Below are 24,142 nucleotides of genomic sequence, written 5' to 3'. Positions count from 1 at the left end.
GAAGCAGGGGAACGCGCGCAGCGGCGCGCACCGGCCCGGAGGGCGCGGAGAGGGGAAGGGAAGGAGGGGGAATCGGGCGCGGATCGGGCTGCTGCCCTCCTGCGCACACGCACATTGACGTTACCCGTGCGGGTGACGGCGGTCATCACCCACACGGGTGCGGTGGAGTCGGTGATCAGTTCGAACGCCGCTCAGTCGAACGGGAGATCGGGGGTGGTCGAGCCGGGCGGGCGGCCCGGGGCGGCTCCCCCGGTGCGGCGCAGCCCCGGGGTGCCGCACCCGATCAGTGTCACGGCGGCGACGCAGAGCAGGCCGCCGCTGACCAGGGCGGTGCTGCCGGAGGTCACGGAGGCGACCAGGCCGCCGCGCAGGTTGCCCACGTCCGGGCCGGCCTGTCCGACGATCTGCTCGGCCGCCCCGACCCGCCCCAACAGCCGGTCCGGGGTGTGCAGTTGGACGACGGTGCCGCGGGCGACCACGGAGACGGTGTCCGCCGCGCCGGCCAGCGCGAGCAGCGCCAGCCCCGCCCACGGGTCGGACACCAGGCCGAACAGTGCCAGCGCGACGCCCCAGGTCGCGGCGGCGCCGAGCATCACCGCCGACTGGTTCGGCCGCCGGGTGAACGCCCCCGAGCAGACCGACGCGGCGACACCGCCCACCGCGATCGCGCTCAGGAACAGGCCCAGGGTGCGCGGCCCGCCGTCGAAGCGCTCCGCGTTGACCAGCGGGAACAGGCTGATCGGCATCGACAGCACGGTGGCGGCCAGGTCGGTGAGCAGCGCGGCCCGGACGACGGGCGTCCGGGCCAGGAACGCCAGCCCCTCCCGGACGTCGCGCGATCCGGTCCGGTCGGCCGGCCGTTCGGCCGCGTCCGGGCGCATCGGCGGCAGCCGGAAGACCGCGTACAGGGCGGCCGCGAAGCTCAGCGCGTCGACCAGGTAGCAGCCGCCCGCGCCGACGCCCGCCAGCAGCAGGCCGCCCAGCGCGGGACCGAGCAGCATCGCGCCCTGGAAGGCGACGCGGTTCAGGGCCAGGCCCGCCGCCAGCTGTTCGGGCGGGAGCAGCCGGGGCAGGAACGTCCGGGAGGCCGGGCCCGCGACGGTGGCGAACACCGACTGCCCGGCCACCAGCCCGATCACCCCGGCGGCCGGGAAGTACCCCAGCACCGCCTGCGCGGCGAGCAGCAGCGCGCACCCCGCCTGCCCGGCGACGGACAGCAGGTACAGCGCCCGCCGGTCCGCGCGGTCCACCAGCGCGCCCGCGAACATCCCGAGCAGCAGCAGCGGCAACGCCTGCGCCAGGCCCACCGCGCCGGTCCACACCGTACTGCGGGTGTCCTCCCAGACCTGGAACACCACTGCGACCAGGGCCAGTTGGCTGCCGAAGCCGGACATCGCCCCGCCGGTCCAGAGCCGCCGGAACGCCGCCGAACCGCGCAGCGGGGCGAGGTCGAGCAGCAGCCGCCGTCCGGTCACCGCCACCGCGGGTCCTCGGCGAGCTTCGCGGTGAGCCGGTCGTGGAAGCCACGGCGGGCCAGCGCCTGCTCGATGTCCGCCACCACCCGGCTGAGCGGGTACGGCAGTTCGGCCTCCAGCTCGACCAGCGCGGCCTCGGTGGCCTCCCACTCGGCCGCCAGCCGCCCGACCACCTCCCGGGCCTTCGGCGTCAGCGCGACCCGCTTGCTCCGGGCGTCCTCCCCCGGCAGCGTCTCCACCCACCCGGCCCGCCGCATCGCGGCCACCTTCTGGCTGAGCGCCGAATGCGTGCGGTGCACCGACTCGGCCAGCTCGGTGATGGTCATCGGCCCGCGGGCGTGCAGTCGCAGCAGCTCCATCACGAAGCTCGACCGCAGCCCCTCGACGGGTGCCTCGGCGTACACCCGGGCGATGTCGGCCTCGATCGCGTCCTGCAGCAGGCGCAGCGGGCGCCACAGGCTCTGCTCGGTGGGGTCGGTGCCGGGAGACGGGTTCTCGGTCATGGCGCAATCGTAACAGTGCTTGTATAAGTGCTGTTGGATTTGGCGGGGAACCAGACGGACGCGGAAGGACCCGGCGGGGAAGGGTGGTCGACGGGCGAACGCCCGGCAGGAGAATGGGGTCATGAGACCTGAAGTGCGGGCGTTCGCCGCCGACGGCCCACTGCCCGACTGGGACGCGGAGGAAGCGGAGATCGACCGGCGGGGCGGGCAGATCGAGGCGATCCCGCGGCCGGTCACGGCGGAGGAGGCGGCCGCCCTGGCCGACTGCTTCGGCCCCGACGACTGCTACGGCGTCGCCTGGACGCTGCTGCACCTGATCGAGACCGGCCCCGGTCCGGCGGTGACCGTCCGCCCCGATCCGGAGACGGACGAGTGGCGCCACCGCCTGTGGCGGCGGGCCGTCAACGGCGGCTTGCTGCCCGGGGAACCGGGCGACGACGGGCGGTGAGCGCGGTGAGCCGGGCCGCGGGCCGAAACCGGCGGCGGGGGCGGCCGCCCGTTCGGTAGCCTCCGGCATGGACTTCACCTCGGGCGGGACGGACGGGCCGCGCTTGGACGCCGCCGCCCTCGAACGGATCGGCCTCGGCGACAACGTGTGGGGCTTCCTGCCGGGGGCGGCCGACGCGCGGAGCGCGGCCGAGGCGTTCTACCGGGCCGGATGGCGGGTGCGCAGGTCGGCCTCGGACGAGTACCGGGTCGAGTGCGCGTACGCGGAACTCACGCTCGCCCCCGGGGCGCCGGTGTCCTTCGGCGGCTTCGTGGACCCCGAGCGGATGGCCGAGTGGACGGCGGCGCTGGAGCGGACGGGACCGGCCTCCGACGTCGAGTTCGCGGACGCGCCCCCGGACGCGCCGATCGCTGGGGACGTGATCGAATGGTGAAGAAAAGAAAGGTGACGCGTTCTGTCACCTTTGGGGTCGATCGTTGAAGGCATGGAGAACATGAACGATGCCGGTGAACGCTCCCGCGACAGCCTCCCCGCCCGCCCGCTGACCGGCCGGATCGCCCTGGTCGCGGGCGCCACCCGGGGCGCCGGCCGGGCGCTGGCGGTGGAACTCGGCCGGGCGGGCGCGACGGTCTACGTGACCGGGCGGACCACCCGCGCCCGGGTGAGCGAGGTCGGCCGGACGACCGAGACGATCGAGGAGACCGGGGAACTGGTGACGGCGGCCGGCGGCACCGGGATCGCGGTGCCCACCGACCACCTGGACGAGGAGCAGGTGCGGGCACTGTTCGGGCGGATCGAGGCGGAGCACGGGCACCTCGACGTCCTGGTCAACGACCTGTGGGGCGGCGAGCACCTGACGGCCGGGTCGATCTTCGGGAAGAAGAGCTGGGAGACCCCGCTCGCCGACGGCCTGCGGGTCCTGGAGCTCGGCGTCCGCTCGCACGTCGTCACGGCGGCGCTCGGCCTGCCGCTGCTGGTGCGCTCGGACGGGCCGGTGCTGGTGGAGGTCACCGACGGCACGGCGGAGTACAACCGCCGGTACCGGGAGAACCTCTACTACGACCTGGCGAAGAACGCCCCGATCCGGATGGCCTACGGGCTGGGCCGGGAACTGGCGGAGTACGGCGGCACGGCGGTCTGCGTGACGCCGGGCTTCCTGCGCTCCGAGCAGATGCTCGCGCACTTCGGCGCGGCGGAGCGGAGCTGGCGGGACGTCATCGCCGTCGAGCCGACCTTCGCGATCGCGGAATCGCCGCAGTACCTCGCCCGCGGGGTGGCCGCGCTGGCCGCCGACCCGCGCCGGGCCGAGCGGTGGAACCGGAAGTCCACCTCCAGCGCCGAACTCGCCCGGGTCTACGGCGTCACGGACGCGGACGGCAGCCGGCCGGACGCCTGGGCGTACTTCGCGGCGCTGGAGGAGCAGGGGAAGCGGGAGGAGCAGGGGGAGCAGGGGCACCCGGTTTCGGCGGAGGACTACCGCTGAGAACCGGCGGGGCCTGAGCCCGGCTCCGCGCCCGGCTCCGCGCCCGGGTCCGGGTCCGCGTCCGGGTCCGCGTCCGGTTCCGCTGCCGCGTCGCGGTAGAGCGCGGCGAGGGACCGGGCGTGCCGGGCGAAGCGGGCGCGGAGGGCGGGCGGGGCGAGCACCTCGGCGTCCGCGCCGAGCCGGACCAGTTCGGCGAACGCGATCTCCTCGGACTCCACGGCGAGTTCGAGGGTGACGCGGCCCTCCGGGTCCGGCGCCGGTGCGGCGGCCAGCGCCCGGCCGGCCGCGGTCGGGTCGGTGACCCCGGGCAGGCGGCGCGCGCCCTCCGGGGTGAGCCGCAGCGTGACGGCGGCGCGCAGCAGGGAGCGGGCGAACCGGGCGCTGTGCTCCTGCCAGTACGCGGCCAGGTCGAAGGACGGATCGCGGGTGAACGCCCCGTCCGGGAGCGTGCGCAGCGCGGTGATCCGGTCGGCGCGGTGGGTCAGGAAGGCCGGACTCCCCGCCGGACCGGGGACCCGGCCCACCAGGTACCAGACGCCCGCCTTCAGGACCAGCCCGTACGGCTCCACCCGGCGGGGCGCGCCGGGCTCGCGGCCGGGGCGGGCGTAGCCGAACTCGACCGCCAGGTCCGCCCAGAGGGCGCGGGCCAGTTCCGGCAGCAGGTCGGGGGTGGACGGTTCGCGGAACCAGGCCGGGGCGTCCAGGTGGAAGCGCCGGGCCGAGGACTCGGCGGCCGCCCGCAGCGAGGGCAGCAGGGTGGCGGACAGCTTCAGCCGGGCGGTGTCGGCCGCGTCGGACAGCCCGAGGTCGCGCAGCGCGGAGGGCAGGCCGGACAGGTACAGGGTCTCGGCCTCGGTGGGGTGCAGCGTGGTGAGCCGGGTGCGGTGGCCGGGCGCGAGCCGGTAGCCGCCGGTCCGGCCGCGCTCCGACCGGACCGGGACCCCGGCGTCCTGGAGCGCCTGGACGTCGCGGATGACGGTCCGTTCGGAGACCTCCAGCTCCCGGGCCAGTTCGGCGGCGGTGAGGCCGGGGGTGGACTGGAGCAGGAGGGCCATGCGGATCAGGCGGGCGGCGCGCATGCGCACCAGCATCGCCGATCCGCGACCCGAGCGGGTACGGGAGGCCGAACGCGCGGCCCGGACGGATCCGCAGCGAGCGGACGTGCGTGCGCGGCCCACGCGGACGTGCGGCTCGCGCGGACGCGCCTGCGCGGCTCGGGCGGGGGAGTTCCCCGGGGGCGCGGCCCCGCCCCCGGGGAAGTGTGAACGGCGCTCAGGCCAGCGGCAGTTCGGCCTCGGTGGTGCCCGCCGGGAAGGCGTGCTCGCGGCCCGCGTGCCGCAGGTTCCAGGGCTTGCCGCTGTCGGTGGAGACCAGCAGCCGGTCGCCCGCGCGGCGGACGGTGAAGCGGGCCGCCGTGCCGGTGCCGGAGGTCTCCGGGACGGCGACCTCGCGCACGGCGCCGTCGGCGAAGGCGTGCACCAGCAGGGTGACGCCGTCGGCCCAGTCGGAGACCGGGCGGCTCTCGTCGGCGGCCAGCGGGACCACCGAGTCCGGGCGGGCCAGCAGCGGCAGGGTGTCGAAGCCGTGCCGCTCGCGGACCCAGCGCGGGCCGGTGACCTCGTCGCCGGTGAGCACGTTCGTCCAGACGCCCGCGGGCACGTAGTAGTCGACCGTGCCCTCCTCGGTGAACACTGGCGCCACCAGCAGGTCGCCGCCGAGCAGGTACTGCCGGTCCAGCGTCGCCACCGCCGGGTCGTCGGGGAACTCCAGCAGCATCGCCCGCATCACCGGGGTGCCGTGCAGGTGGGCCTCCTGGGCGGCGTGCTGGAGGTAGGGGGCGAGGCGGTGCTTGAGCCGGGTGAAGGCGCGGGTGACCTCGACCGCCTCCTCGCCGTAGTCCCACGGCACCCGGTACGACTTGGAGCCGTGCAGCCGGCTGTGCGAGGAGAGCAGGCCGAACTGCACCCAGCGCTTGAACAGCGCCTCGGTCGGGGTGCCCTCGAAGCCGCCGATGTCGTGGCTCCAGAAGCCGAAGCCGGACAGGCCCAGTGACAGGCCGCCGCGCAGCGACTCCGCCATCGCGGTGAAGGTCGACTCGCAGTCGCCGCCCCAGTGCACCGGGAACTGCTGCCCGCCCGCCGTCGCGGACCGGGCGAAGAGCACCGCCTCGCCCTCGCCGCGCTCCTCGCGCAGCAGCTCGAAGACGGCCTCGTTGTACCGCTGGGTGTACAGGTTGTGCATCTGCTCCGGGTCGCTGCCGTCGTGCCACACCACGTCGGTGGGGATCCGCTCGCCGAAGTCGGTCTTGAAGCAGTCCACGCCCTGGTGCAGCAGCCGGCGCAGCCGCTCGGTGAACCAGGCGGTCGCCGCCGGGTTGGTGAAGTCGACCAGCGCCATGCCGGGCTGCCACAGGTCCCACTGCCAGACCGTGCCGTCGGTGCGGCGCACCAGGTAGCCCTCGCGCAGCCCCTCCTCGAACAGCTCGGAGCGCTGCGCCAGGTACGGGTTGATCCACACGCACAGCTTGAGTCCCTGCTCCTTGAGCCGGGCCAGCATGCCGGCCGGGTCCGGGAAGGTGTCCGGGTCCCAGACGAAGTCGCTCCAGTGGTAGCCGCGCATCCAGAAGCAGTCGAAGTGGAAGACGCTCAGCGGGATGCCGCGCTCGGCCATGCCCCGGGTGAACCGGGTGACCGTCGCCTCGTCGTAGTCGGTGGTGAACGAGGTGGACAGCCACAGGCCCAGCGCCCAGGCGGGCGGCAGCGCGGGACGGCCGAGCAGGCCGGTGTAGCGGGTCAGCACCTCCTTGGGGGTGGGCCCCTGGAAGACCAGGAACTCCATCGACTGGTCCTCGACGCTGAACTGCACCTGCCCGACGGCCTCCGAGGCCACCTCGTAGGAGACCCGTCCGGGGTGGTTGACCAGCACGCCGTAGCCGCGGCTGCTCAGGTGGAACGGGACGTTCTTGTACGCCTGTTCGCTGCTGGTGCCGCCGTCGGCCTGCCAGATGTCCACCGTCTGGCCGTTCTTGACGAACGGGGTGAACCGCTCGCCCAGGCCGTACACCGACTCGCCGACGCCGAGCGCCAGTTGGGCCACCATGTGGTGCCTGCCGTCGGCGTCGACGGCGAAGCCGAGGCCGCGCTCGCCGAGCGAGGTGAGCAACTCGCCGCCGGAGAGGAAGTCGGCCCGCCACGGCCCCTCGGTGTCCACCCGCAAGGTCAGCGCGCCGGAACGGAGTTCGACCACCGAGCCGTCCCGGACCACCGTGCCCGCGCCGTCGGTGCGGCTGACCAGTTCGAAGCCGCCGCCGGGGCGGACCGACCCGGCGTGGTGGGTGAACCGGACGGCGATCACGCCCTCCGCGGGGGAGTGGCAATCCACGGTCAGCAGGGGGGAGTTGAGCGTGTCGGCCCGGTTGGTGACCCGGCGCAGCGGCGCCCAGAGGGTGAACCGGTCCGACTCGGTGCGGACGTCGGCCACCTCGGCGGCGTAGCGGTTGGTCACGCCCGGGCGCATCAGCCAGTAGCCGTCGGTGAACTTCATCGGGGGGATCTCCAAGCGGGAGGGCAGGAAGGCGGGGTGCGGCGGGGCCGCGCCCACGGCGGTCAGGTGCGCGTGGGCGCGGCCCCGCCCGGCCCCGGGGGCGGAAGCGGGTCGCGCTCCCGGGGCGGTCGGTCCACCGGCGCGGTCAGGCGACGGTGAAGGCGGCGAGCCGGACCGGCCCGCGCAGGGTGACCCGCAGGTCGTGCACGCCGTGCGGCGCGGCCGCCAGCGCGGCGGTGGCGGTCGTCCAGGCGTAGCGGCCGCCGGTCGGCCGGACGGCGAGGGTGGCGAGCACCTGCCCGTCCACCGCGAACTCCAGCTCGGCGGCGTCCGCGCCGGCCAGGGCGCCGTCCAGCGCGACCTCCGTCGAGACCTCCTGGGCACCCGTCAACTCGACGGCGGAGAACAGGAGTTCGGCGTCGGTGGCGGAGCCGGCCGGGGTGACCGCGTCGCCTTCGGTCCGGGTGGCGTCGACCAGGGCGATGCCCCGGTGCGCGTCGAAGTCGGCCGCCCCGGTGCGCCGGCCGAGGACGGCACGGGGAGCGGGGGCGTCGCCCTCGACGGTGAGCTCCGCGGTGGCGCGGACGTCCTCCGCGGAGGCGGCGGCGAGCAGCTGGTAGCGGCCCGGGTCGACGGTGAACGCGCCGGTGGCGACGTCCCAGTGGGCCAGGTGTGCGGCGGCCGGGAGGTCGAAGACCAGGCGGCGGCTCTGGCCGGGCGCGAGGGTGATCTTCCGGAAGTCGGCCAGCCGGCGGCGCGGCGCCTGGTAGCGGGCCCCCAGCGGGCGCACGTACAGCTGCACCACCTCGGTGCCGCCGCGGCTGCCGGTGTTGCTGACGGTCAGCGCGGCCCGGACGGTGCCGTCCCGGCCGAGGGTGGCCGATTCGACCTCCAACTCGCCGTACTGGAAGGTGCCGTAGGACAGGCCGTGGCCGAACGGGTAGCGCGGCGCGCCCTCGTGGTACTGGTACGTCCAGCCCGCCTGGATGATGTCGTAGTCCAGCGGGTGCGGCAGCTCGTCGTCGCCGCGGTACCAGGTCTGCGGGAGCCGGCCGGCCGGGTCGGCGTCGCCGAACAGCACGTCGGCGAGGGCGTGCCCGGTCTCCTGGCCGCCGTGCGAGCTCCACAGGACGGCGGGCAGGTGCTCGTCGGCCCAGTCGAGGGCGTACGGGTAGCTGCTCATCACGATCAGCGCGGTGTCCGGGCGGACGGCCGCGACGGCGCGCAGCAGCTCCTCCTGGGCGGGCGGCAGGGCGATGCCCTGGCGGTCCAGGGTCTCGCGGCCGTGGATCAGCGGGTGGTTGCCGAGCACGACCACGGCGAGGTCGGCGGCGGCGGCCGCGGCGACGGCCTCCGCCCGTCCGTCGCGCAGCAGTTCGCGGGTGAAGCGCTCGGCACCGGTGGCGTCCTCGGCGGTCACCGCGAGGGTGCCGGCGGCCGCGTACCTGCCGGTCAGCACGGACTGCAGCAGCACGGCGCCGCCGTCCGCCTCGACCAGCCGGAAGGTCTCGTGCACGTCCCAGCTCTTGATGACGGCCTGGTCGGCGACCAGCGAGCCGTCCTCCTTGACCGAGAGGAACCGCCCGTTGTCGACGGCGCGCAGGGTGAGCACGCCCAGGCCCCAGTCGCCTAGGTCGAAGGCGGTGCCGTTCAGCGGCTCGCCGGTGGAGGCGGCCCGCAGCAGGATCCGGTCGATGCCCTCGTGCACGGTCAACTCGCCGCCCGCGGGGGCGAGTCGGGCGCGCAGGCCGTCGGCGACGGTGACCGCGTAGGGCAGCGTGCCGGAGTACCAGTCCTCGAACAGCGCGTCGCCGTGCGGGCCGATCACGGCGATCTTCTTCGCCGGGTCGGTGAGCGGCAGCAGGCCGGTGTTCTTCAGCAGGACGGTCGACTCGGCGGCCGCCCGGCGGGCCAGCGCGCGGTGCGGGGCGCTGTCGACCACCTCGGCGCCGATGTGCGCGTACGGGTCCAGCTCGGGGTCGAACTCGCCCATCCGGAAGCGGAGTTCGAACTGGCGGCGGACCGCGAGGTCGATGTCCTCCTGGTCGATCAGGCCGCGCTCCAGGGCGTCGCGCAGCCGGCCGATGACGGTCTCGCTGTCCTCGCCGTGGTCGGTGAAGGAGTCGATGCCCGCCTTCAGCGCGGCCGCGTGGCCCTCGGCGTGGTCGTCGAAGTAGTGCTCCGGGTCGACCAGGTTGGACGGGGCCTCGGCGTCGGAGACCACGAACAGCTCCCGGCCGGTCGGCTCGGCCCAGCGCCGCAACTCGGTCTCCAGCAGCGGGGAGACGTGGCAGGGGCGGCCGTTGACCAGGTTGTACGCGGCCATCACCCCGGTGGCCGCGCCGGAGGCGACGGCCGGCTTGAAGGCCGCCAGGTCGTACTCGTGCAGGACGCGCGGGCGCAGGCCGGAGGAGGTGGTGCAGCGGTCGTCCTCGTTGTTGTACGCGAGGAAGTGCTTGAGCACCGGGGCGGCCCGCAGGTAGGTCGGGTCGTCGCCGGCCAGGCCGCGGCAGAACGCCTCGCCGAGGCGGGCGGTGTGCACCGGGTCCTCGGAGTAGCCCTCCTCGTTGCGGCCCCAGCGCGGGTCGCGCAGCAGGTTCAGCACCGGGGCCCACGCCTGCAGGCTGTTCGGGCCGCGGTCGGGGGCGATGGCGGGGGAGCGGTGGTGGTGGAAGGCGCGCAGTTCGATCGAGGTCGCCTCGGCGACCTCGCGGACCAGTTCCTCGTCCCAGCTCGCGCCGAGGCCGACGGCCTGCGGGAACGCGGTGGCCACGCCCAGCCAGGAGACGCCGTGCAGGGCCTCCGCGCCGGTGCGGAAGGCGCCGATGCCCAGCCGGGGCACGGCGGGGGCGTACTGGTGGAGCATCGACAGGCGCTCGGCGGGGGAGAGCCTGGACAGCAGATCGTCGACGCGCTTGTCCAGTGGAAGCGCGGAATCGCGGAACGGGTACCGCTCGGCCGAGGTCTCGGCGGCGGAGGAGGACGGGGAACTCAACGGGCTCACCCCAGGATGATGGTGCGGTGCGGTCGGTCGTCGAAGCGAATCGACGCTGACACGAAGCATCGACCATGTCAACTCCCTGTAGCAACGGGGAGAATGAATTTGTCCAGGCACTTGTCTAACCGGAAACGCGCCGTTAGTGTCGCCGCAACATCAAGCGCTTCGACAGTCAAGCGCTTCGACAGCGCCCAGTGCAGGGCGCCGCGGAAGGGCCTCCCCACCATGAGAACCGAGCTGAACCGCAGATCCTTCGTCACCGCCGCCGTCTCCGTCGCCGGAGCAGTAGTGATGACCCCCCTGCTGGCCGCCTGCGGGGGCGGCGGCTCGAAGCACAAGACCGGCGCGAACTCCGCCGACGGCGTCAAGTCGGCCCTGCCGGCCTTCGTCGCCAGCACCTCCGTGGCCGCCGACATCCCCTCGGTCACCGGCGCGGACGGCGCGATGACCGACCCGGCGTTCCTCACCTACCCGGCCAGCCCGGTCGCCACGGTCACCGGCGTGCCCGGCAAGGGCGGCAGCTACACGGCCGTCACTCCGCTGTGGGGCACCGTCCCGCCCGCGGGCAACTCCTTCTACACCGCGATGAACAAGGCCCTGGGCATCACGATGGAGATGAAGCCCGCCGACGGCAACAACTACGCCACCATCATCCCCACCATGACCGCGGCCAAGAAGCTGCCGGACTGGATCCAGCTCCCGACCTGGTGGAACCCGAACTTCAACGTCGGCGAGCTCGCCGCCAGCCAGTTCGCCGACCTCACCCCCCACCTGGCCGGCGACAACATCAAGAAGTACCCGAACCTGGCCGCCATCCCGACCGGCGCCTGGCAGGCCGGCATCTGGGGCGACAAGCTCTACGGCATCCCCTCCTTCTCCACCGGCTTCTCCATCGCGGGCACCACCTTCTACCGCCGCGACCTGCTGGAGCCCAAGGGCATCACCGCGGACCAGGTCAAGACCCTCGACGACCTGATGGCCCTGGGCAAGGAGCTCACCGACGAGAAGGGCGGCACCTGGGCCTTCGACGACGTGTGGACCTACCTCTTCCCGTTCTTCGGCGTCCCCAACAAGTGGAAGCTCACCGACGGCAAGCTGGTCCACAAGTACGAGACCCCGGAGCTGCTCGAAGCGCTCGACTGGCACTACAAGCTCGCCACCGCCGGCTACCTGCACCCCGACGCCATCGCCGGCAACAACGCCGACGCCAACACCCGCTTCTACGCGGGCAAGACCCTGATCCAGGGCGGCGGCACCGGCGCCTGGAACCTCGCCGACCACCAGTCCGGCACCGCCGCCACCCCCGGTTTCCGGCGCGGCTCCTTCGACTTCCTCACCGCGAAGGCCGGCGCCACCCCGTCGCTGTTCATGGGCTCCTCCACCAGCCTGATGAGCTACCTGAACGCCAAGCTCAAGCCCGAGCAGATCGAGGAACTCCTCGCCGTCGCCAACTACCTGGCCGCGCCGTACGGCTCCGCCGAGTACACGATGGTCAACTTCGGCGTCGAGGGCACCCACTACACCCGGGTCGACGGCGTGCCCACCGCCAACGACGAGGGCAAGAAGGACGTCCAGGCGCAGACCTACCCCTTCCTCGCCACCGCCTCCTCGGTCATCTCCAACCCCGGCGCCGACCAGGTCACCAAGGACATCGCCGCCTTCCAGGCCGCCAACGTCAAGTACCTGTACAAGCCGCTGTTCTGGAACATGAACATCTCGATGCCGCAGAACATCGCGACCATCGACACCGCGCAGGCCGTCGAGGACACCATCAAGGACTGCTACCACGGCAAGAAGAAGGTCTCCGACGTCCAGGCGGCCATCTCCACCTGGAAGTCCGGCGGCGGCGACCGCCTCAAGCAGTGGATGACCGACAACGTCCTGAGCAAGTACGGAACGGGTCAGTGAGCACAGCGCGATCGGAGCGGGGTAAGAGCACCGCAGGCCGGAGGACCACCGGCAAGAACGGTGCCGTCCGGCTGAACTGGCGGGTCCGGCTGCGGCGCGACAAGACGCTGCTGCTGATGACCGTCCCGGCCGTGGTCCTGCTGCTGATCTTCAACTACGCGCCGCTGTTCGGCCTGATCACCGCGTTCCAGTACTACGACCCGCTGGTCGGCGTGCGCGACAGCGAATGGGCCGGCCTCGCGCAGTTCCAGCAGCTGTTCCACGACCCGCTGTTCTGGGGGGCGCTGAAGAACACCCTCTGGCTCAGCCTGGTCCAGCTGGTGCTGTTCTTCCCCGTTCCGATCGCGCTGGCCCTGCTGCTCAACACGGTGCTCAGCGAACGGCTGCGCAACTTCATCCAGTCCGTGGTCTACCTGCCGCACTTCTTCTCCTGGGTGCTGGCCATCACGATCTTCCAGCAGATGCTCGGCGGCGCGGGAATCCTCAACCACTTCCTGCGGCAGAACGACATGGCCCCCTGGGACATCACCACCAACCCGCACACCTTCGCCCTCCTGGTCACCTCGCAGGCGATCTGGAAGGAGGCCGGCTGGGGCATCATCGTCTTCCTCGCCGCACTGGCCGCCATCAACACCGACCTGTACGAGGCGGCCGCGGTCGACGGCGCCGGACGCTGGCGCCGGATGTGGCACATCACCCTGCCCGGCCTGCGCGGCGTGATCGTGCTGATGCTGGTGCTCCGCCTGGGCAACGCGCTGACCGTCGGCTTCGAGCAGTTCCTGATCCAGCGCGAGGCGGTCGGCCACGAATCGGCCGACGTGCTCGACACCTTCTCCTTCTACTACGGCATCGCCACCGGCAACTACAGCTTCGGCGCCGCGGCCGGCCTCTTCAAGAGCGTCATCTCGCTGCTGCTGATCTGGGGCGCCAACAAACTGGCACACGCCTTCGGCGAGGACGGGTTGTACCGCAGATGAGCCACTCACCCACCACCGTCCGCGAGGGCGCCGCACAGCCGGCGCCCGCCGCCCCCGCGCCCCGCCCGGCCCGGACCGGCCGCCCCCGCGCCCGGGCCGGGCGGGCCCCCTGGGAGGAACCGCCCACCCTGATCGGCCAGGGCGCCAAGGGCATCACCCTGGCCGGCGTGATCGCCGCCGTGGCCGTCCCGCTCTGGATCATCGGACTGACCAGCATCTCCACCCCCGGCGCCGTCAACCGGGCCGGCGGGCTGGTGATCTGGCCCGACGGCATCACCTTCGACGCCTACCAGCAGATGCTCAGCGACGGCACCGTCCGCACCGCCCTGATGGTCAGCTTCGCGATCACCGTCGTCGGCACCCTGGTGTCCATGATCGTCTCGGTGATGGCGGCCTACGGCCTCTCCCGCTCCGAGTCCTTCGCGCACCGCCCGATCCTGACCCTGCTGATCGTCACCATGTTCGTCAGCGGCGGCCTGATCCCGACCTTCCTGGTGGTCACCGGACTCGGCGGCTACGACCAGTGGTGGTCGCTGATCCTGCCCAGCGCCGTCTCGGTGTTCAACATCCTGGTGCTGCGCTCGTTCTACTCCACCACCTCCGCCGACCTGATCGACGCCGCCCGCCTCGACGGCGCCGGCGACTGGCGGATCCTGTGGTCCGTGGTGCTCCCCACCTCCCGGGCGGTCACCGCCGTGATCGCGCTGTTCTACGCGGTCGGCTACTGGAACTCGTTCTTCAACGTGATGCTCTACATGCCGACCTCGGCCGAGAAGTGGCCGCTGCAGTACGTGCTGCTGACCTACGTCAACCGCGGCAACGGCCTGCCCGGCTCCGTCAACTCCGGCTTCGGGGCGGCCAACTCGCAGACCGCCCCGCTCACCCTCCAGATGGCCGTCGTGGTCCTCACCCTGGTGCCGCTGCTCATGGTCTACCCGTTCATGCAGAAGCACTTCCGCACCGGCGTCCTGACCGGCGCCATCAAGGGCTGAACCGGAGCGGGAACAACGCACGACCCGGCGTCAGTAACCTGGCGCCACAGGGGCCGCACACCCCACCGACCAGGAAAGCAGGAACCCCACCCATGGTGACACTCGCCGACGTGGCCCGGCACGCGGGCGTCTCGCCCAGCACCGTCAGCTACGTGCTCAGCGGCAAGCGCTCGATCTCGGAGGCCACCCGCCGCCGCGTCCAGCACGCCGTCGAGGAGCTCGGCTACCACCCCAACGCCGGCGCCCGCGCGCTCGCCGGACGGCGCTCCCACATCATCGCCCTCGTCGTGCCGCTGCGCACCGACGTGTACGTGCCGATCATGATGGAGATCGCCGTCTCGGTCACCATGGCGGCCCGCCAGCACGGCTACGACGTGCTGCTGATCACCAACGACGAAGGCCCCGACGGGGTCCGCCGGGTCGCCGCCAGCGGCCTGGCGGACGGGGTCATCCTGATGGACGTCGAACTCGACGACGAACGCATCCCCGTCCTGCGCGAACAGGGCATCCAGGCGTCGATGATCGGCCTGCCCGCCGACAGCTCCGGTCTGTCCTGCGTCGACCACGACTTCGCCGCGGCCGGCGCCCAGTGCGCCGACCACCTCGCCGACCTCGGCCACCGGGACGTCGCCTTCATCGGCTACGCGCCCGCCGTCTACCACCGGCACGCCGGCTACGCCGAACGCACCCTGACCGGATTCCGGGAGCGCGCCCTCGAACGCGGCCTGAGATTCCTGCACCGGCCCTGCGAAGGCACCTACGAATCCACGGCCGGCACCCTGGCCCGGATCCTCGCCGACCGCCCCGACACCACCGGCTTCGTGGTGCAGAACGAGAACGCCATCGGCCCGCTGCTGCAACTGCTGCCCACCAGCGGACGCACCGTCCCCGAGGACGCCTCGGTGGTCGCGCTCTGCCCCGAACAGCTCGCCGAGCAGTACGCCCCCGGCCTGACCGCCGTCACCGGACCCGCCCAGGAACTCGGCCGGGTCGCCGTCGACCAGGTGATGCGCCGGATCGCCGCCGCCGAACGCGGCACCGACCCCGAGGACGAACTCGTCCTGCTCGCACCCGTCCTGACCCCCCGGCAGAGCAGCGGACCGCTGCTCGCCCCCGTCCCGCCCGCCCGAAGGAGGTAGCGCCGCCCGTGACGGCCAGCAACCCGGCGCCCGGCCCGGCCGACCGCCCGCACAACCCCGTCGTCCCCGGATTCCACCCCGACCCGAGCGTCTGCCGGGTCGGCGAGGACTACTACCTGGCCTGCTCCAGCTTCGAGTACCACCCCGGCGTGCCGATCCTGCACAGCCGCGACCTGGTCCACTGGCGGCAGATCGGCAACGCCCTCGCCGACCTGCCGCTCCCCGCGGAAACCCCCTCCTCCGGCGGCGTCTACGCCCCCACCCTGCGCCACCACGACGGCCGGTTCCACCTGATCACCACCGAGGTCGGCACCGGCAACCTGCTGGTCACCGCCGAGGACCCGGCCGGACCGTGGTCCGCCCCCGTCCGGCTGCCCGACGTCCCCGGCATCGACCCCGACCTGGCCTGGGACGAGGACGGCACCTGCTGGTGCACCGTCGCCGGCGTCGCCCAGCTGCGGATCGACCCGGCCACCGGCAAGGCCCTGGAGGCCCCCCGCCCGCTGTGGTCCGGCACCCGGCAGGCCCCCGAGGCGCCGCACCTGTACCGGATCGGCGACTGGTGGTACCTGCTGATCGCCGAGGGCGGCACCGAACGCGCCCACAGCGTCTCGATCGCCCGCTCCCGCCGCCCCGACGGCCCCTTCGAGCCCTGCCCCGACAACCCGCTGCTCACCCACGCCGGAAGCCACAGCCCGATCCAGAACACCGGCCACGCCGACCTGGTCCAGGGCCCCGACGGCAGCTGGTGGGCCCTGCTGCTCGGCGTCCGTCCGCAGGGCGGCACCCCCGGCTGGCACCCGCTCGGCCGCGAGACCTACCTGACGCCCGTCAGCTGGGTCGACGACTGGCCGGTGATCGCCGAGGTGCCCGTCGAACTCCCGGACCTCCCCTGGGAGTCGCACCCCTGGCCGGCCGAGCCGACCCGGGAGGACTTCGACGGCCCGCTGCCCCCGCAGTGGCTCTCCGTCCGCGACCGCCCCGCCGCCCACGTCAGCACCGAGCGCCGCCCCGGCTCGCTCACCCTGCACGCCCGCGACGGCCACTTCGACGGCACCTTCACCGGCCGCCGCCAGCAGCAGCACGCCGTCCGGGCCCGCACCCGGCTCGACGCCACCGAGGGCACCGGCGGCCTCACCGTCCGCCTCGACGACGAACACGCCTACAGCGTCGAGGCCGACGGCCGCAGCGTCCGGGTCGTCACCCACCTCGGCGGCCAGATCACCGTCGCCGCCGAACGGCAACTCCCGCACCACGACGTGGTGCTGCGCGTCGAGACCGCCCCCGCCGCCCCGCGCGGCCCGCGCACCGGCCCCGACGCCCTCGCCCTCGGCTACGAGCGGCCCGACGGCGGTTTCGAGGTGCTCGCCACCCTCGACGGCCGCTACCTCACCACCGAAGTGGCCGGCGGCTTCACCGGCCGCGTCATCGGCCTCCACGCCGCCGAAGGCACCGCGCACTTCGACTGGTTCGAACTCCAGCCCCTGGACTGAGGTCCCGGCGCGCCCCCCGGCCACCGGCCGGGGCCGCCGACCTCCCCCGACCGCTGAACCGGACAGGAACACCCCCATGCCCGACCTGAACGACGCCACCCGCGGCCGCATCCTCTACGGCGGCGACTACAACCCCGAGCAGTGGCCCGAGGAGACCTGGCCCGAGGACGTCCGCCTGATGCGGCAGGCCGGCGTCACCAGCGTCACCGTCGGCGTGTTCTCCTGGGCCCGGCTCGAACCCACCCCCGGCGCCTACGACTTCGGCTGGCTCGACCGCCTGCTCGACCTGCTGCACGAGGCCGGGATCGGCGTCGTCCTGGCCACCCCCACCGCCTCCCCGCCCCCGTGGCTCGGCCACCTCCACCCCGAGACCCTGCCGCGGGCCGAGAACGGCACCACCGTCTGGTACGGCTCCCGCAACCAGTTCTGCGCCTCCTCCCCGGAGTACCGCCGCCGCGCCGCCGCCGTCACCGAGCAACTCGCCGCCCGCTACGGCGCGCACCCCGCGCTCACCATGTGGCACGTCAACAACGAGTACGGCACGCACTGCTGGTGCGACGGGACCGCCGCCCACTTCCGGCGCTGGCTGCAGGACCGGCACGGCACCCTGGAGGAACTCAACTCCGCCTGGGGCACCGCCTTCTGGAGCCAGCACTACGCCGACTGGGCGGAGATCCTGCCGCCCCGCCAGGCCCAGTACATCCGCAACCCCGCCCAACTGCTCGACTTCGCCCGCTTCACCTCCGACGCCCTGCTGGAGTGCTACACCGCCGAGCACGCCATCGTCGCCCGGCACAGCCCCGCCGTCCCCGTCACCACCAACCACATGCCGTTCTGGCGTGGCCAGGACGGCTGGGCCTGGGCGCAGCGCCAGGACGTCGTCGCGCTCGACATCTACCCCGACCCCGACGACGCCCTCGGCGCCCAGCACGGCGCCCTCGTCCAGGACCTCGCCCGCTCGATGGCCGGCGGCCCCTGGATGCTGATGGAGCAGGCCACCGGCGCCGTCAACTGGCGCCCCGTCAACCGCCCCAAGCCGGCCGGCCTCAACCGGCTCTGGTCGCTGCAGGCCGTCGCCCGCGGCGCCGACGCGATCTGCTTCTTCCAGTGGCGCCAGTCCCGGCAGGGCGCCGAGAAGTTCCACTCCGCGATGCTCCCGCACTCCGGCACCGGCAACCGGGTGTACCGCGAGGCCGCCGCCCTCGGCGCCGACCTCGACCGGCTCGGCCCCGCCGTCTGCGGCACCCCCGTCACCGCCGAGGTCGCCCTGCTGCACGACTGGGACGCCTGGTGGGCGAGCGAGCAGCCCGGCCGCCCCTCCGAACTGCTCACCTACCAGGAGAACGTCACCGCCTGGCACCGCGCCCTGTGGGAGGCCAACCACACCACCGACCTGGCCCACCCCGCCGCCGACCTCGGCCGCTACCGCCTGGTCGTCGTCCCCTCGCTCTACCTGCTCACCGACGCCGCCCTCGACAACCTCGCCCACTACGTCCGCTCCGGCGGCACCCTGGTGGTCGGCTACTTCACCGGCGTCGCCGACCACCAGGACCGGATCCGCCCCGGCGGCGTCGACGCCCGGCTGCGCGAGGTGCTCGGCCTCGCCGCCGTCCACCAGTGGTGGCCGCTGAACGAGGGCGAGACCCTGCGGTGCACCGGCGAAGCGGACTTCCGCGGCTCCCTGTGGGCCGAGGAACTGGAGACCGCCGGGGCCGAGACCGTGGCCCGCTACGCGGACGGCGAACTCGCCGGACTCCCCGCCGTCACCCGCCACACCCACGGCGAGGGCACCGCCTGGTACCTCTCCACCCGCCCCGAACCCGACGCCCTGCGCGCCCTGCTCACCCGCGCCGCCCGCGAAGCCGGACTGCGCCCGGTCGTCGACGGCCTGCCCGCCGGCGTCGAGGCGGTCCGCCGCGGCGAACTGCTCTTCCTGCTCAACCACGGCCCCCAGCAGGCCAGTTGCGAACTGTCCGGGCACTGGGAGGACCTGCTGACCGGCAAGCCCGGCACCGGCGCCCTCACCCTGGAACGCCACGGCGCCGCCGTCCTGCGCCCGGCCGCCCCGCACCCGGCCGCCTCATGAAGGGCCCGCGCCGACGCGGAAGTTGGGAACCCACCCCGGCCGCCCGCTGGGAGGACGCCTTCCTCACCGGCAACGGCACCCACGGCGCCATGGCGCACGGCCGCACCCACGACGAACTGATCGTCGTCAACCACCATCTGCTGCTGCGCCCCAACGGCGGCGAACGGGCCCTCGCCCCCGACCTGGCAGGGCAGTTGGAGGACCTGCGGGACGCCGTCCTGACCGGCCGGGCCCGCGCGGCCGTCGCCCGCCACGTCACCGCACCGCTCCAGTGGGTCCGCCCCTTCCACCCCGCGCTCGCCCTCCGGCTGCGCCGCACCGCCGCCCCCGTCGGCGACTACCGGCGCGAAGTCGACCACCGCACCGGCGTCCTGGCCACCCGCTGGGACGGCCGGCGCGCCGAAACCTTCGCCTCGCGCGCCGACGACCTGATCGTCCACCGCGAAGTGCGCACCGGCGACGTCGAGTTGACCCACCACTGGCAACTCGACGGCGCTCCCGGCGACTTGGAGGTCCGCACCGCCGCCACGGCCGAACCCGGCGGGGCCGTGCTGCGCACCGACGTCCGCCACCCCGGCGACTCCGGCACCGGCTACACCTGCTGGACGCACCTCCGCGCCACCGGCGGCACCCTGCGCGCCGAAGGGGAAGCCGTCCGCGCCGAGGGCTGCGCCGAGATCCTGCTGCTCACCCGGGTCCACCCCTGGGAGGACCCGCAGCCGCCCGCCCTCCCCGACCGCCCGTACCCCGAACTGCTGGAACGCCACCTCGCCCGGCACACCCCCGCCTACGACCGGGTCGACCTCGACCTCGGCGCCCCCGAGGAACACCGCGCCCTGCCCGGATCCGCCCTGCTCGCCGACCCCGACGAACACCGGGCCGCCCTGCTGGAACGGCTCTTCGACGCCGGCCGCCACCACCTGCTCAGCTCCGCCGGCGTCCTGCCGCCCCGGCTCACCGGCCTGTGGACCGGCTCCTGGGACACCGCCTGGAGCGGCGCCCTCACCTGCGACGCCAACCTCAACCTCCAGGTCTCCTCCGCCGCCGCGGCCGCCCTCCCCGAAGTCAGCCACGCCCACGCCGCCTTCGTCGCACGCCAGTTGGACGACTGGCGGAGCAACGCCCGCCGGCTGTTCGGCCTGCCCGGCATCGTCGCCCCCGCCCACACCGACGGCCGCTCCGGCCACGCCTACCACTACAGCGAGGACTACCCGCTGCACCTGTGGACCGCCGGCGCCCACTGGCTGCTGCAACCCCTGCTCGACCACGTCGACACCACCGGCGACACCGCCACGGACCGGGAACTCGTCCGCCCCGCGCTCGCCGAGGCCGCCGACTTCTACCGCGCCTTCCTCACCCGCACCGGCCCCGACGGCCGCCTGCTGCTCGTCCCCTCCTACTCGCCCGAGAACACCCCCCGCGGCGCCGACAGCCCGATCAGCGTCAACGCCGCCATGGACCTCGCCGCCGCCCGCCACACCCTCACCGCCACCGGCCACCACCGGCTCGCCGACCGACTGCCCCCCTACCGGATCAACCCCGAAGGCGCCCTGGCCGAATGGGCCTGGCCCGCCGCCCCCGACAACCAGGAGCACCGGCACCTCAGCCACCTGCACCCGGTCTGGCCGCTCGGCGAGATCAACCCCCTCGACACCCCCGACCTCGCCGCCGCCGCCCACCGCGCCCTGCACCTGCGCGGCAGCGAGAACCACTCCGCCCACGGCCACCTGCACCGCGCCCTGATCGCCGCCCGGCTCGGCGACGCCGACCTGCTCGGCGAAGCCCTCGACGCCGTCCTGCACGGCCGCTTCTTCCACCCCTCGCTGATGAGCTCGCACTACCCGCACCTCGACGTCTACAACGCCGACGCCGCCCACACCCTCCCCGGCGTGCTGATCGAAGCGCTGCTGCACTCCACCCCCGAGCGCATCGTGCTGCTCCCCGCCCCGCCCGCGCACCTGCCCCGCGGCACCGTCCGCGGCCTGCGCACCCGCTGCCGCACCACCCTCACCACCCTCGACTGGGACACCGCCGAGGGCCGGGTCGACGCCGTCCTGACCGCCGACACCGACCGCAGCATCACCGTTCACCTCGGCACCGACCCCGACCGGCCCCCGGTCCGCCTCGACCTGCGCGCCGGCCACCCCACCCCCCTGCACCTCGACCCCACCCGGAGCTGAACCGCCGTGCCGCTCACCGACCTCGACCTCGACGACCTCCGGACCTACCGCCCCGACCTCACGGCCCCCGCCGGCTTCGACGCCTTCTGGGCCGACACCCTCGCCGGCGCCCGCGCCGCCGACGGCCCCGTCACCGCACGGCTGCGCACCGACACCCGGCTCACCGCCTTCGACGTGTACGACGTCCGCTTCCCCGGCTGGCGCGGCGAACCCGTCGCCGCCTGGCTGATCCTGCCCCGCCGCACCACCGAACCGCTGCCCGTCATCGTCAAGTACATCGGCTACAGCGGCGGCCGCGCCCTGCCCGGCGAACACCTGCTGCCGCCCGCCGCCGGCTACGCCCACCTGGTCGTCGACAGCCGCGGCCAGGGCCACGACACCCCCGACCACGGCGAGGGCGACGGCACCCAGTGGGCCGAGGGCTTCATGACCCGCGGCATCGACTCCCCGGAGAACTACTACTACCGCCGCCTGATCACCGACTGCGTCCGCGCCCTCGACGCCCTCCCGCACCTGCCCGGCACCGACCCGGCCCGGGCGATCGTCTCCGGCGCCAGCCAGGGCGGCGGCCTCGCCCTCGCCGTCGCCGCCCTCGCCCCCGGACAGGTCGCCGCACTGCTCAGCGACGTCCCGTTCCTGTGCCACTTCCGGCGCGCCGTGCGGATCACCGGCGACGGCCCCTACCCCGAGATCGCCAAGTACCTGCGCTGGCACAGCCGGGAGAAGGAGGAGCAGACCCTCGCCACCCTCGACCACTTCGACGGCGTCCACTTCGCCCCCCGGGCCAGCGCCCCCGCGCTGTTCAGCGTCGGCCTGATGGACCCGGTCTGCCCGCCCTCCACCGTCTTCGCCGCCTACCACCGCTACGGCGGCCCCGCCGCCATCGAGGTCTGGAACTTCGCCGACCACGGCGGCGGCTACGGCTCCACCCCGCTCAAGCAGCTCGACTGGCTCGCCGAACAGGGCCTCGCCCCGAAGAGCGCCTGACGCCACTCCCGGGCCCGCACCGCCCGGGCCCGGGCGCCCCCGCGGCCCGGCGGGCTCAGCGGCTCACCTGAAGGCCGCCGACGCCGCCTTCAGACCCTCCGCCGCGTTCCCGACCAGCGGCGTCCCGTGCCCGAACACCGCGTTCGCGGCGCCGAGTCCGGCCAGCCGGTGCAGCGAGGCGATCGCCTGGGCCCGGTCGGTGTTGAACACGCCCAGCATGGTCTCCCCCATGTTGGCCGCCGCGTCCCCCGTGAACAGCAGGTCCGGACCCGGCAGGTGCAGCGCCAGCGAACCGTCCGTGTGCCCCGGCGCACCCAGCACCCGGGCCCCGCCGCCGAACGGCAGCACGTCGCCGTCCCGGACCTCCACGTCCACCCGGCACGGCGGCGCGGGCGGCAGGTCCGGCACCGAGGCCCGGATCGGACGCTCGAACTCCTCCAGCACCGGCGGCGCCCCCACCTCCTCGCCCCGGATCACCGGCGCCTCCAGGCGGTGCGCCACCACCGGCACGCCCCCGAACCGCGCCGCCAGGTGGGCCGCGCCGCCGGTGTGGTCCTCGTGCCAGTGGGTCAGCACGATCCGCGCCAGCTCCCCGCCCGGCACCGACTCCACCAGCGCCGCCACCTGCTCCTCGAACCCCACCGGCCCGCTGTCCACCAGCGTCAGTTCCCGACCGTCCGACCACAAGTAGGCCGCCCCGACCGGGAGGACCAGCATCCGCAGACCGGGCAGCACCTCGATGACATCCATGCCGACCAGTCTGCGCACCCGCCCCGCCCACAGCCTCCCGTTTAGCCCACAGCAGACCCCCGGCGCGCCGCGCCGCCCGGAGCGTTCGTGACCGTCCCACCCCGAACCGGCCTACCCTGGGAGGGCACGGAAGGACGTGACCACGTGGCCCACCGGACGCACCGCAGCGCGGGAGACGCCGTCACCGCACGCCTGCGCACCCAGACCGCCGAACTCGCCGCCCTCGCACCCGACGTCCGCGCCGACCGCCCCGACGCCGTCCACCGGATGCGGGTCGCCGCCCGCCGCCTGCGCAGCGCCCTGCGCACCCACCGGCGCCACCTGCGCGGCGACCACACCGCCGCCGAGGACGGACTGCGCCGCCTCGGCCGGGCCCTCGGACCGGCCCGCGACACCGAAGTGCTCGGCGCCCGCCTGCTCGCCCAGGCCCGCGAACTGCCCCCCGGCGCCGACCGCGAACGCGTCCTCGCCGAACTCGCCGCCTGGACCGCCCGCGAGACCCGCGACGCCCGCACCCGCGCCCTCGCCGCCCTCGACGGCGAACCCTTCCGGCACCTGCTCGCCACCCTCACCGCCCTCGCCGTCGACCCGCCGCTCAACTCCCGCGCCGCGAAGCCCTACGGGCCCGAACTCACCCGCACCCTGCGCCGCGAACACCGCCGCACCGCGGAACGGATCGACGCCGCCCGCCGCACCCCCGAGGGCCCCGCCCTCGAACGCGCCCTGCACGACGCCCGCAAGGCCGCCAAACGCGCCCGCTACGCCGGCGAGACCGCGGGCCGGCCCGCCCGCGCCTTCACCCGCCGGATGAAAGCCCTCCAGGACGTCCTCGGCCGCCACCAGGACGCCGTCGTCGCCCGTGACACCCTCCGCACCCTCTCCGACGGCGGTTTCGGCTACGGCGCCCTCTACGGCCGCCAGACCGCCGAACTCGGCTTCGCCCGCGAGCTGCTCCCGCAGGTCTGGGAGCAGGCCGCCCGCCGACCGAAGAAGCTCCGCTGAGCGGAGAGCACCATCAGGGGCTCGGGGAACGGCGAGGCCCGGTCTGCGAGCGGTTCACTGCCGTAGCGCGCATCGGCTTCGGGTTCTCTTGAAGACACGCAGCAGCACGGACACTTCGACGGGCTCCGGCCGTCAGCAGCATCGACCCGCCGTTCCCCGGGCCCCTGAACGCACGCCG

At 74.0% G+C, this 24,142-nt stretch carries 18 protein-coding genes; 12 read left to right on the top strand and 6 right to left on the bottom strand.

Going from position 1 to position 24,142, the window contains the following annotated elements:
- Window positions 1–191: 191 nt before the first annotated feature.
- Window positions 192–1,475, bottom strand: a complete 1,284-nt coding sequence (locus tag ACWEO5_RS12785) for an MFS transporter (protein WP_452162430.1) — start codon at window positions 1,473–1,475, stop codon at window positions 192–194.
- Window positions 1,472–1,978 carry a MarR family winged helix-turn-helix transcriptional regulator gene (locus ACWEO5_RS12780; RefSeq protein WP_452162426.1) on the bottom strand — a complete coding sequence of 169 codons (507 nt, stop codon included), beginning with the start codon at window positions 1,976–1,978 and terminating at the stop codon, window positions 1,472–1,474. The genes ACWEO5_RS12785 and ACWEO5_RS12780 overlap by 4 nt, the downstream gene beginning before the upstream one ends.
- A gap of 121 nt (window positions 1,979–2,099) precedes the next feature.
- Here ACWEO5_RS12780 and ACWEO5_RS12775 point away from each other — a divergent pair, with 121 nt between their 5' ends.
- From ACWEO5_RS12775 to ACWEO5_RS12765, 3 genes are all read left to right on the top strand, one after another.
- Window positions 2,100–2,426 carry a hypothetical protein gene (locus ACWEO5_RS12775; protein WP_452162425.1) on the top strand — a complete coding sequence of 109 codons (327 nt, stop codon included), beginning with the start codon at window positions 2,100–2,102 and terminating at the stop codon, window positions 2,424–2,426.
- A 67-nt stretch (window positions 2,427–2,493) separates the two neighbouring features.
- On the top strand, window positions 2,494–2,859 hold the full coding sequence (locus tag ACWEO5_RS12770; protein ID WP_452162424.1) for a hypothetical protein: 366 nt from the start codon (window positions 2,494–2,496) through the stop codon (window positions 2,857–2,859).
- A 51-nt stretch (window positions 2,860–2,910) separates the two neighbouring features.
- The gene (locus ACWEO5_RS12765) at window positions 2,911–3,909 is read left to right on the top strand and encodes an SDR family oxidoreductase (RefSeq protein ID WP_452162423.1); all 999 of its coding nucleotides are present in this window, start codon (window positions 2,911–2,913) and stop codon (window positions 3,907–3,909) included.
- Here the strand turns inward: ACWEO5_RS12765 and ACWEO5_RS12760 are convergent.
- The 3 genes from ACWEO5_RS12760 to ACWEO5_RS12750 form a co-directional block, all read right to left on the bottom strand.
- A complete protein-coding gene (locus tag ACWEO5_RS12760; protein WP_452162422.1) occupies window positions 3,900–4,988 on the bottom strand; it encodes a helix-turn-helix transcriptional regulator in 1,089 nt (362 codons plus the stop codon). The two genes, ACWEO5_RS12765 and ACWEO5_RS12760, sit on opposite strands and share 10 nt — an antisense overlap.
- Before the next feature lie 193 nt (window positions 4,989–5,181).
- Window positions 5,182–7,452: an alpha-xylosidase gene (yicI, locus tag ACWEO5_RS12755; RefSeq protein WP_452162421.1), complete on the bottom strand. Its 2,271-nt coding sequence runs from the start codon at window positions 7,450–7,452 to the stop codon at window positions 5,182–5,184.
- Between the two features lie 145 nt (window positions 7,453–7,597).
- Window positions 7,598–10,447: a beta-glucosidase gene (locus tag ACWEO5_RS12750; protein ID WP_452162429.1), complete on the bottom strand. Its 2,850-nt coding sequence runs from the start codon at window positions 10,445–10,447 to the stop codon at window positions 7,598–7,600.
- Between the two features lie 228 nt (window positions 10,448–10,675).
- Between ACWEO5_RS12750 and ACWEO5_RS12745 the strand changes: the two genes are divergently transcribed.
- From ACWEO5_RS12745 to ACWEO5_RS12710, 8 genes are all read left to right on the top strand, one after another.
- Entirely contained in the window at window positions 10,676–12,358 is a 1,683-nt protein-coding gene (locus ACWEO5_RS12745; RefSeq protein WP_452162420.1) for an ABC transporter substrate-binding protein, read from the top strand.
- Window positions 12,355–13,335 carry an ABC transporter permease gene (locus ACWEO5_RS12740; protein ID WP_344553366.1) on the top strand — a complete coding sequence of 327 codons (981 nt, stop codon included), beginning with the start codon at window positions 12,355–12,357 and terminating at the stop codon, window positions 13,333–13,335. The genes ACWEO5_RS12745 and ACWEO5_RS12740 overlap by 4 nt, the downstream gene beginning before the upstream one ends.
- Window positions 13,332–14,327, top strand: a complete 996-nt coding sequence (locus ACWEO5_RS12735; protein ID WP_452162419.1) for a carbohydrate ABC transporter permease — start codon at window positions 13,332–13,334, stop codon at window positions 14,325–14,327. The genes ACWEO5_RS12740 and ACWEO5_RS12735 overlap by 4 nt, the downstream gene beginning before the upstream one ends.
- A gap of 92 nt (window positions 14,328–14,419) precedes the next feature.
- A complete protein-coding gene (locus tag ACWEO5_RS12730) occupies window positions 14,420–15,466 on the top strand; it encodes a LacI family DNA-binding transcriptional regulator (RefSeq protein ID WP_452162418.1) in 1,047 nt (348 codons plus the stop codon).
- Between the two features lie 8 nt (window positions 15,467–15,474).
- Complete coding sequence (locus tag ACWEO5_RS12725; RefSeq protein WP_452162417.1) at window positions 15,475–16,959, top strand: glycoside hydrolase family 43 protein; 1,485 nt, start codon at window positions 15,475–15,477, stop codon at window positions 16,957–16,959.
- Window positions 16,960–17,035: 76 nt separating this feature from the next.
- A complete protein-coding gene (locus ACWEO5_RS12720; protein WP_452162416.1) occupies window positions 17,036–19,045 on the top strand; it encodes a beta-galactosidase in 2,010 nt (669 codons plus the stop codon).
- Entirely contained in the window at window positions 19,042–21,225 is a 2,184-nt protein-coding gene (locus ACWEO5_RS12715) for a glycosyl hydrolase family 95 catalytic domain-containing protein (protein ID WP_452162415.1), read from the top strand. Before ACWEO5_RS12720 ends, ACWEO5_RS12715 begins: the two co-directional genes overlap by 4 nt.
- A 6-nt stretch (window positions 21,226–21,231) precedes the next feature.
- A complete protein-coding gene (locus ACWEO5_RS12710) occupies window positions 21,232–22,212 on the top strand; it encodes an acetylxylan esterase (protein WP_452162414.1) in 981 nt (326 codons plus the stop codon).
- 63 nt (window positions 22,213–22,275) lie between these two features.
- Here the strand turns inward: ACWEO5_RS12710 and ACWEO5_RS12705 are convergent, their stop codons facing one another.
- Complete coding sequence (locus tag ACWEO5_RS12705; RefSeq protein ID WP_452162413.1) at window positions 22,276–22,962, bottom strand: MBL fold metallo-hydrolase; 687 nt, start codon at window positions 22,960–22,962, stop codon at window positions 22,276–22,278.
- Between the two features lie 144 nt (window positions 22,963–23,106).
- On the opposite strand from ACWEO5_RS12705, the gene ACWEO5_RS12700 reads away from it, so the two are divergent.
- Window positions 23,107–23,964 carry a CHAD domain-containing protein gene (locus ACWEO5_RS12700; protein WP_452162412.1) on the top strand — a complete coding sequence of 286 codons (858 nt, stop codon included), beginning with the start codon at window positions 23,107–23,109 and terminating at the stop codon, window positions 23,962–23,964.
- The last annotated feature ends 178 nt before the right edge of the window (window positions 23,965–24,142 follow it).

This window comes from Kitasatospora sp. NPDC004272 (assembly GCF_053603035.1).
This window is presented reverse-complemented; position numbering and strand designations above follow the sequence as displayed.

Coding starts and splice junctions, on each gene's coding strand:
- ACWEO5_RS12765 (WP_452162423.1), top strand. CDS start 2,911: ATGGAGAACATGAACGATGCCGGTGAACGCTCCCGCGACAGCCTCCCC.
- ACWEO5_RS12705 (WP_452162413.1), bottom strand. CDS start 22,962: ATGGATGTCATCGAGGTGCTGCCCGGTCTGCGGATGCTGGTCCTCCCG.
- ACWEO5_RS12770 (WP_452162424.1), top strand. CDS start 2,494: ATGGACTTCACCTCGGGCGGGACGGACGGGCCGCGCTTGGACGCCGCC.
- ACWEO5_RS12735 (WP_452162419.1), top strand. CDS start 13,332: ATGAGCCACTCACCCACCACCGTCCGCGAGGGCGCCGCACAGCCGGCG.
- ACWEO5_RS12780 (WP_452162426.1), bottom strand. CDS start 1,978: ATGACCGAGAACCCGTCTCCCGGCACCGACCCCACCGAGCAGAGCCTG.
- ACWEO5_RS12775 (WP_452162425.1), top strand. CDS start 2,100: ATGAGACCTGAAGTGCGGGCGTTCGCCGCCGACGGCCCACTGCCCGAC.
- ACWEO5_RS12760 (WP_452162422.1), bottom strand. CDS start 4,988: ATGCGCGCCGCCCGCCTGATCCGCATGGCCCTCCTGCTCCAGTCCACC.
- yicI (WP_452162421.1), bottom strand. CDS start 7,452: ATGAAGTTCACCGACGGCTACTGGCTGATGCGCCCGGGCGTGACCAAC.
- ACWEO5_RS12715 (WP_452162415.1), top strand. CDS start 19,042: ATGAAGGGCCCGCGCCGACGCGGAAGTTGGGAACCCACCCCGGCCGCC.
- ACWEO5_RS12745 (WP_452162420.1), top strand. CDS start 10,676: ATGAGAACCGAGCTGAACCGCAGATCCTTCGTCACCGCCGCCGTCTCC.
- ACWEO5_RS12720 (WP_452162416.1), top strand. CDS start 17,036: ATGCCCGACCTGAACGACGCCACCCGCGGCCGCATCCTCTACGGCGGC.
- ACWEO5_RS12730 (WP_452162418.1), top strand. CDS start 14,420: ATGGTGACACTCGCCGACGTGGCCCGGCACGCGGGCGTCTCGCCCAGC.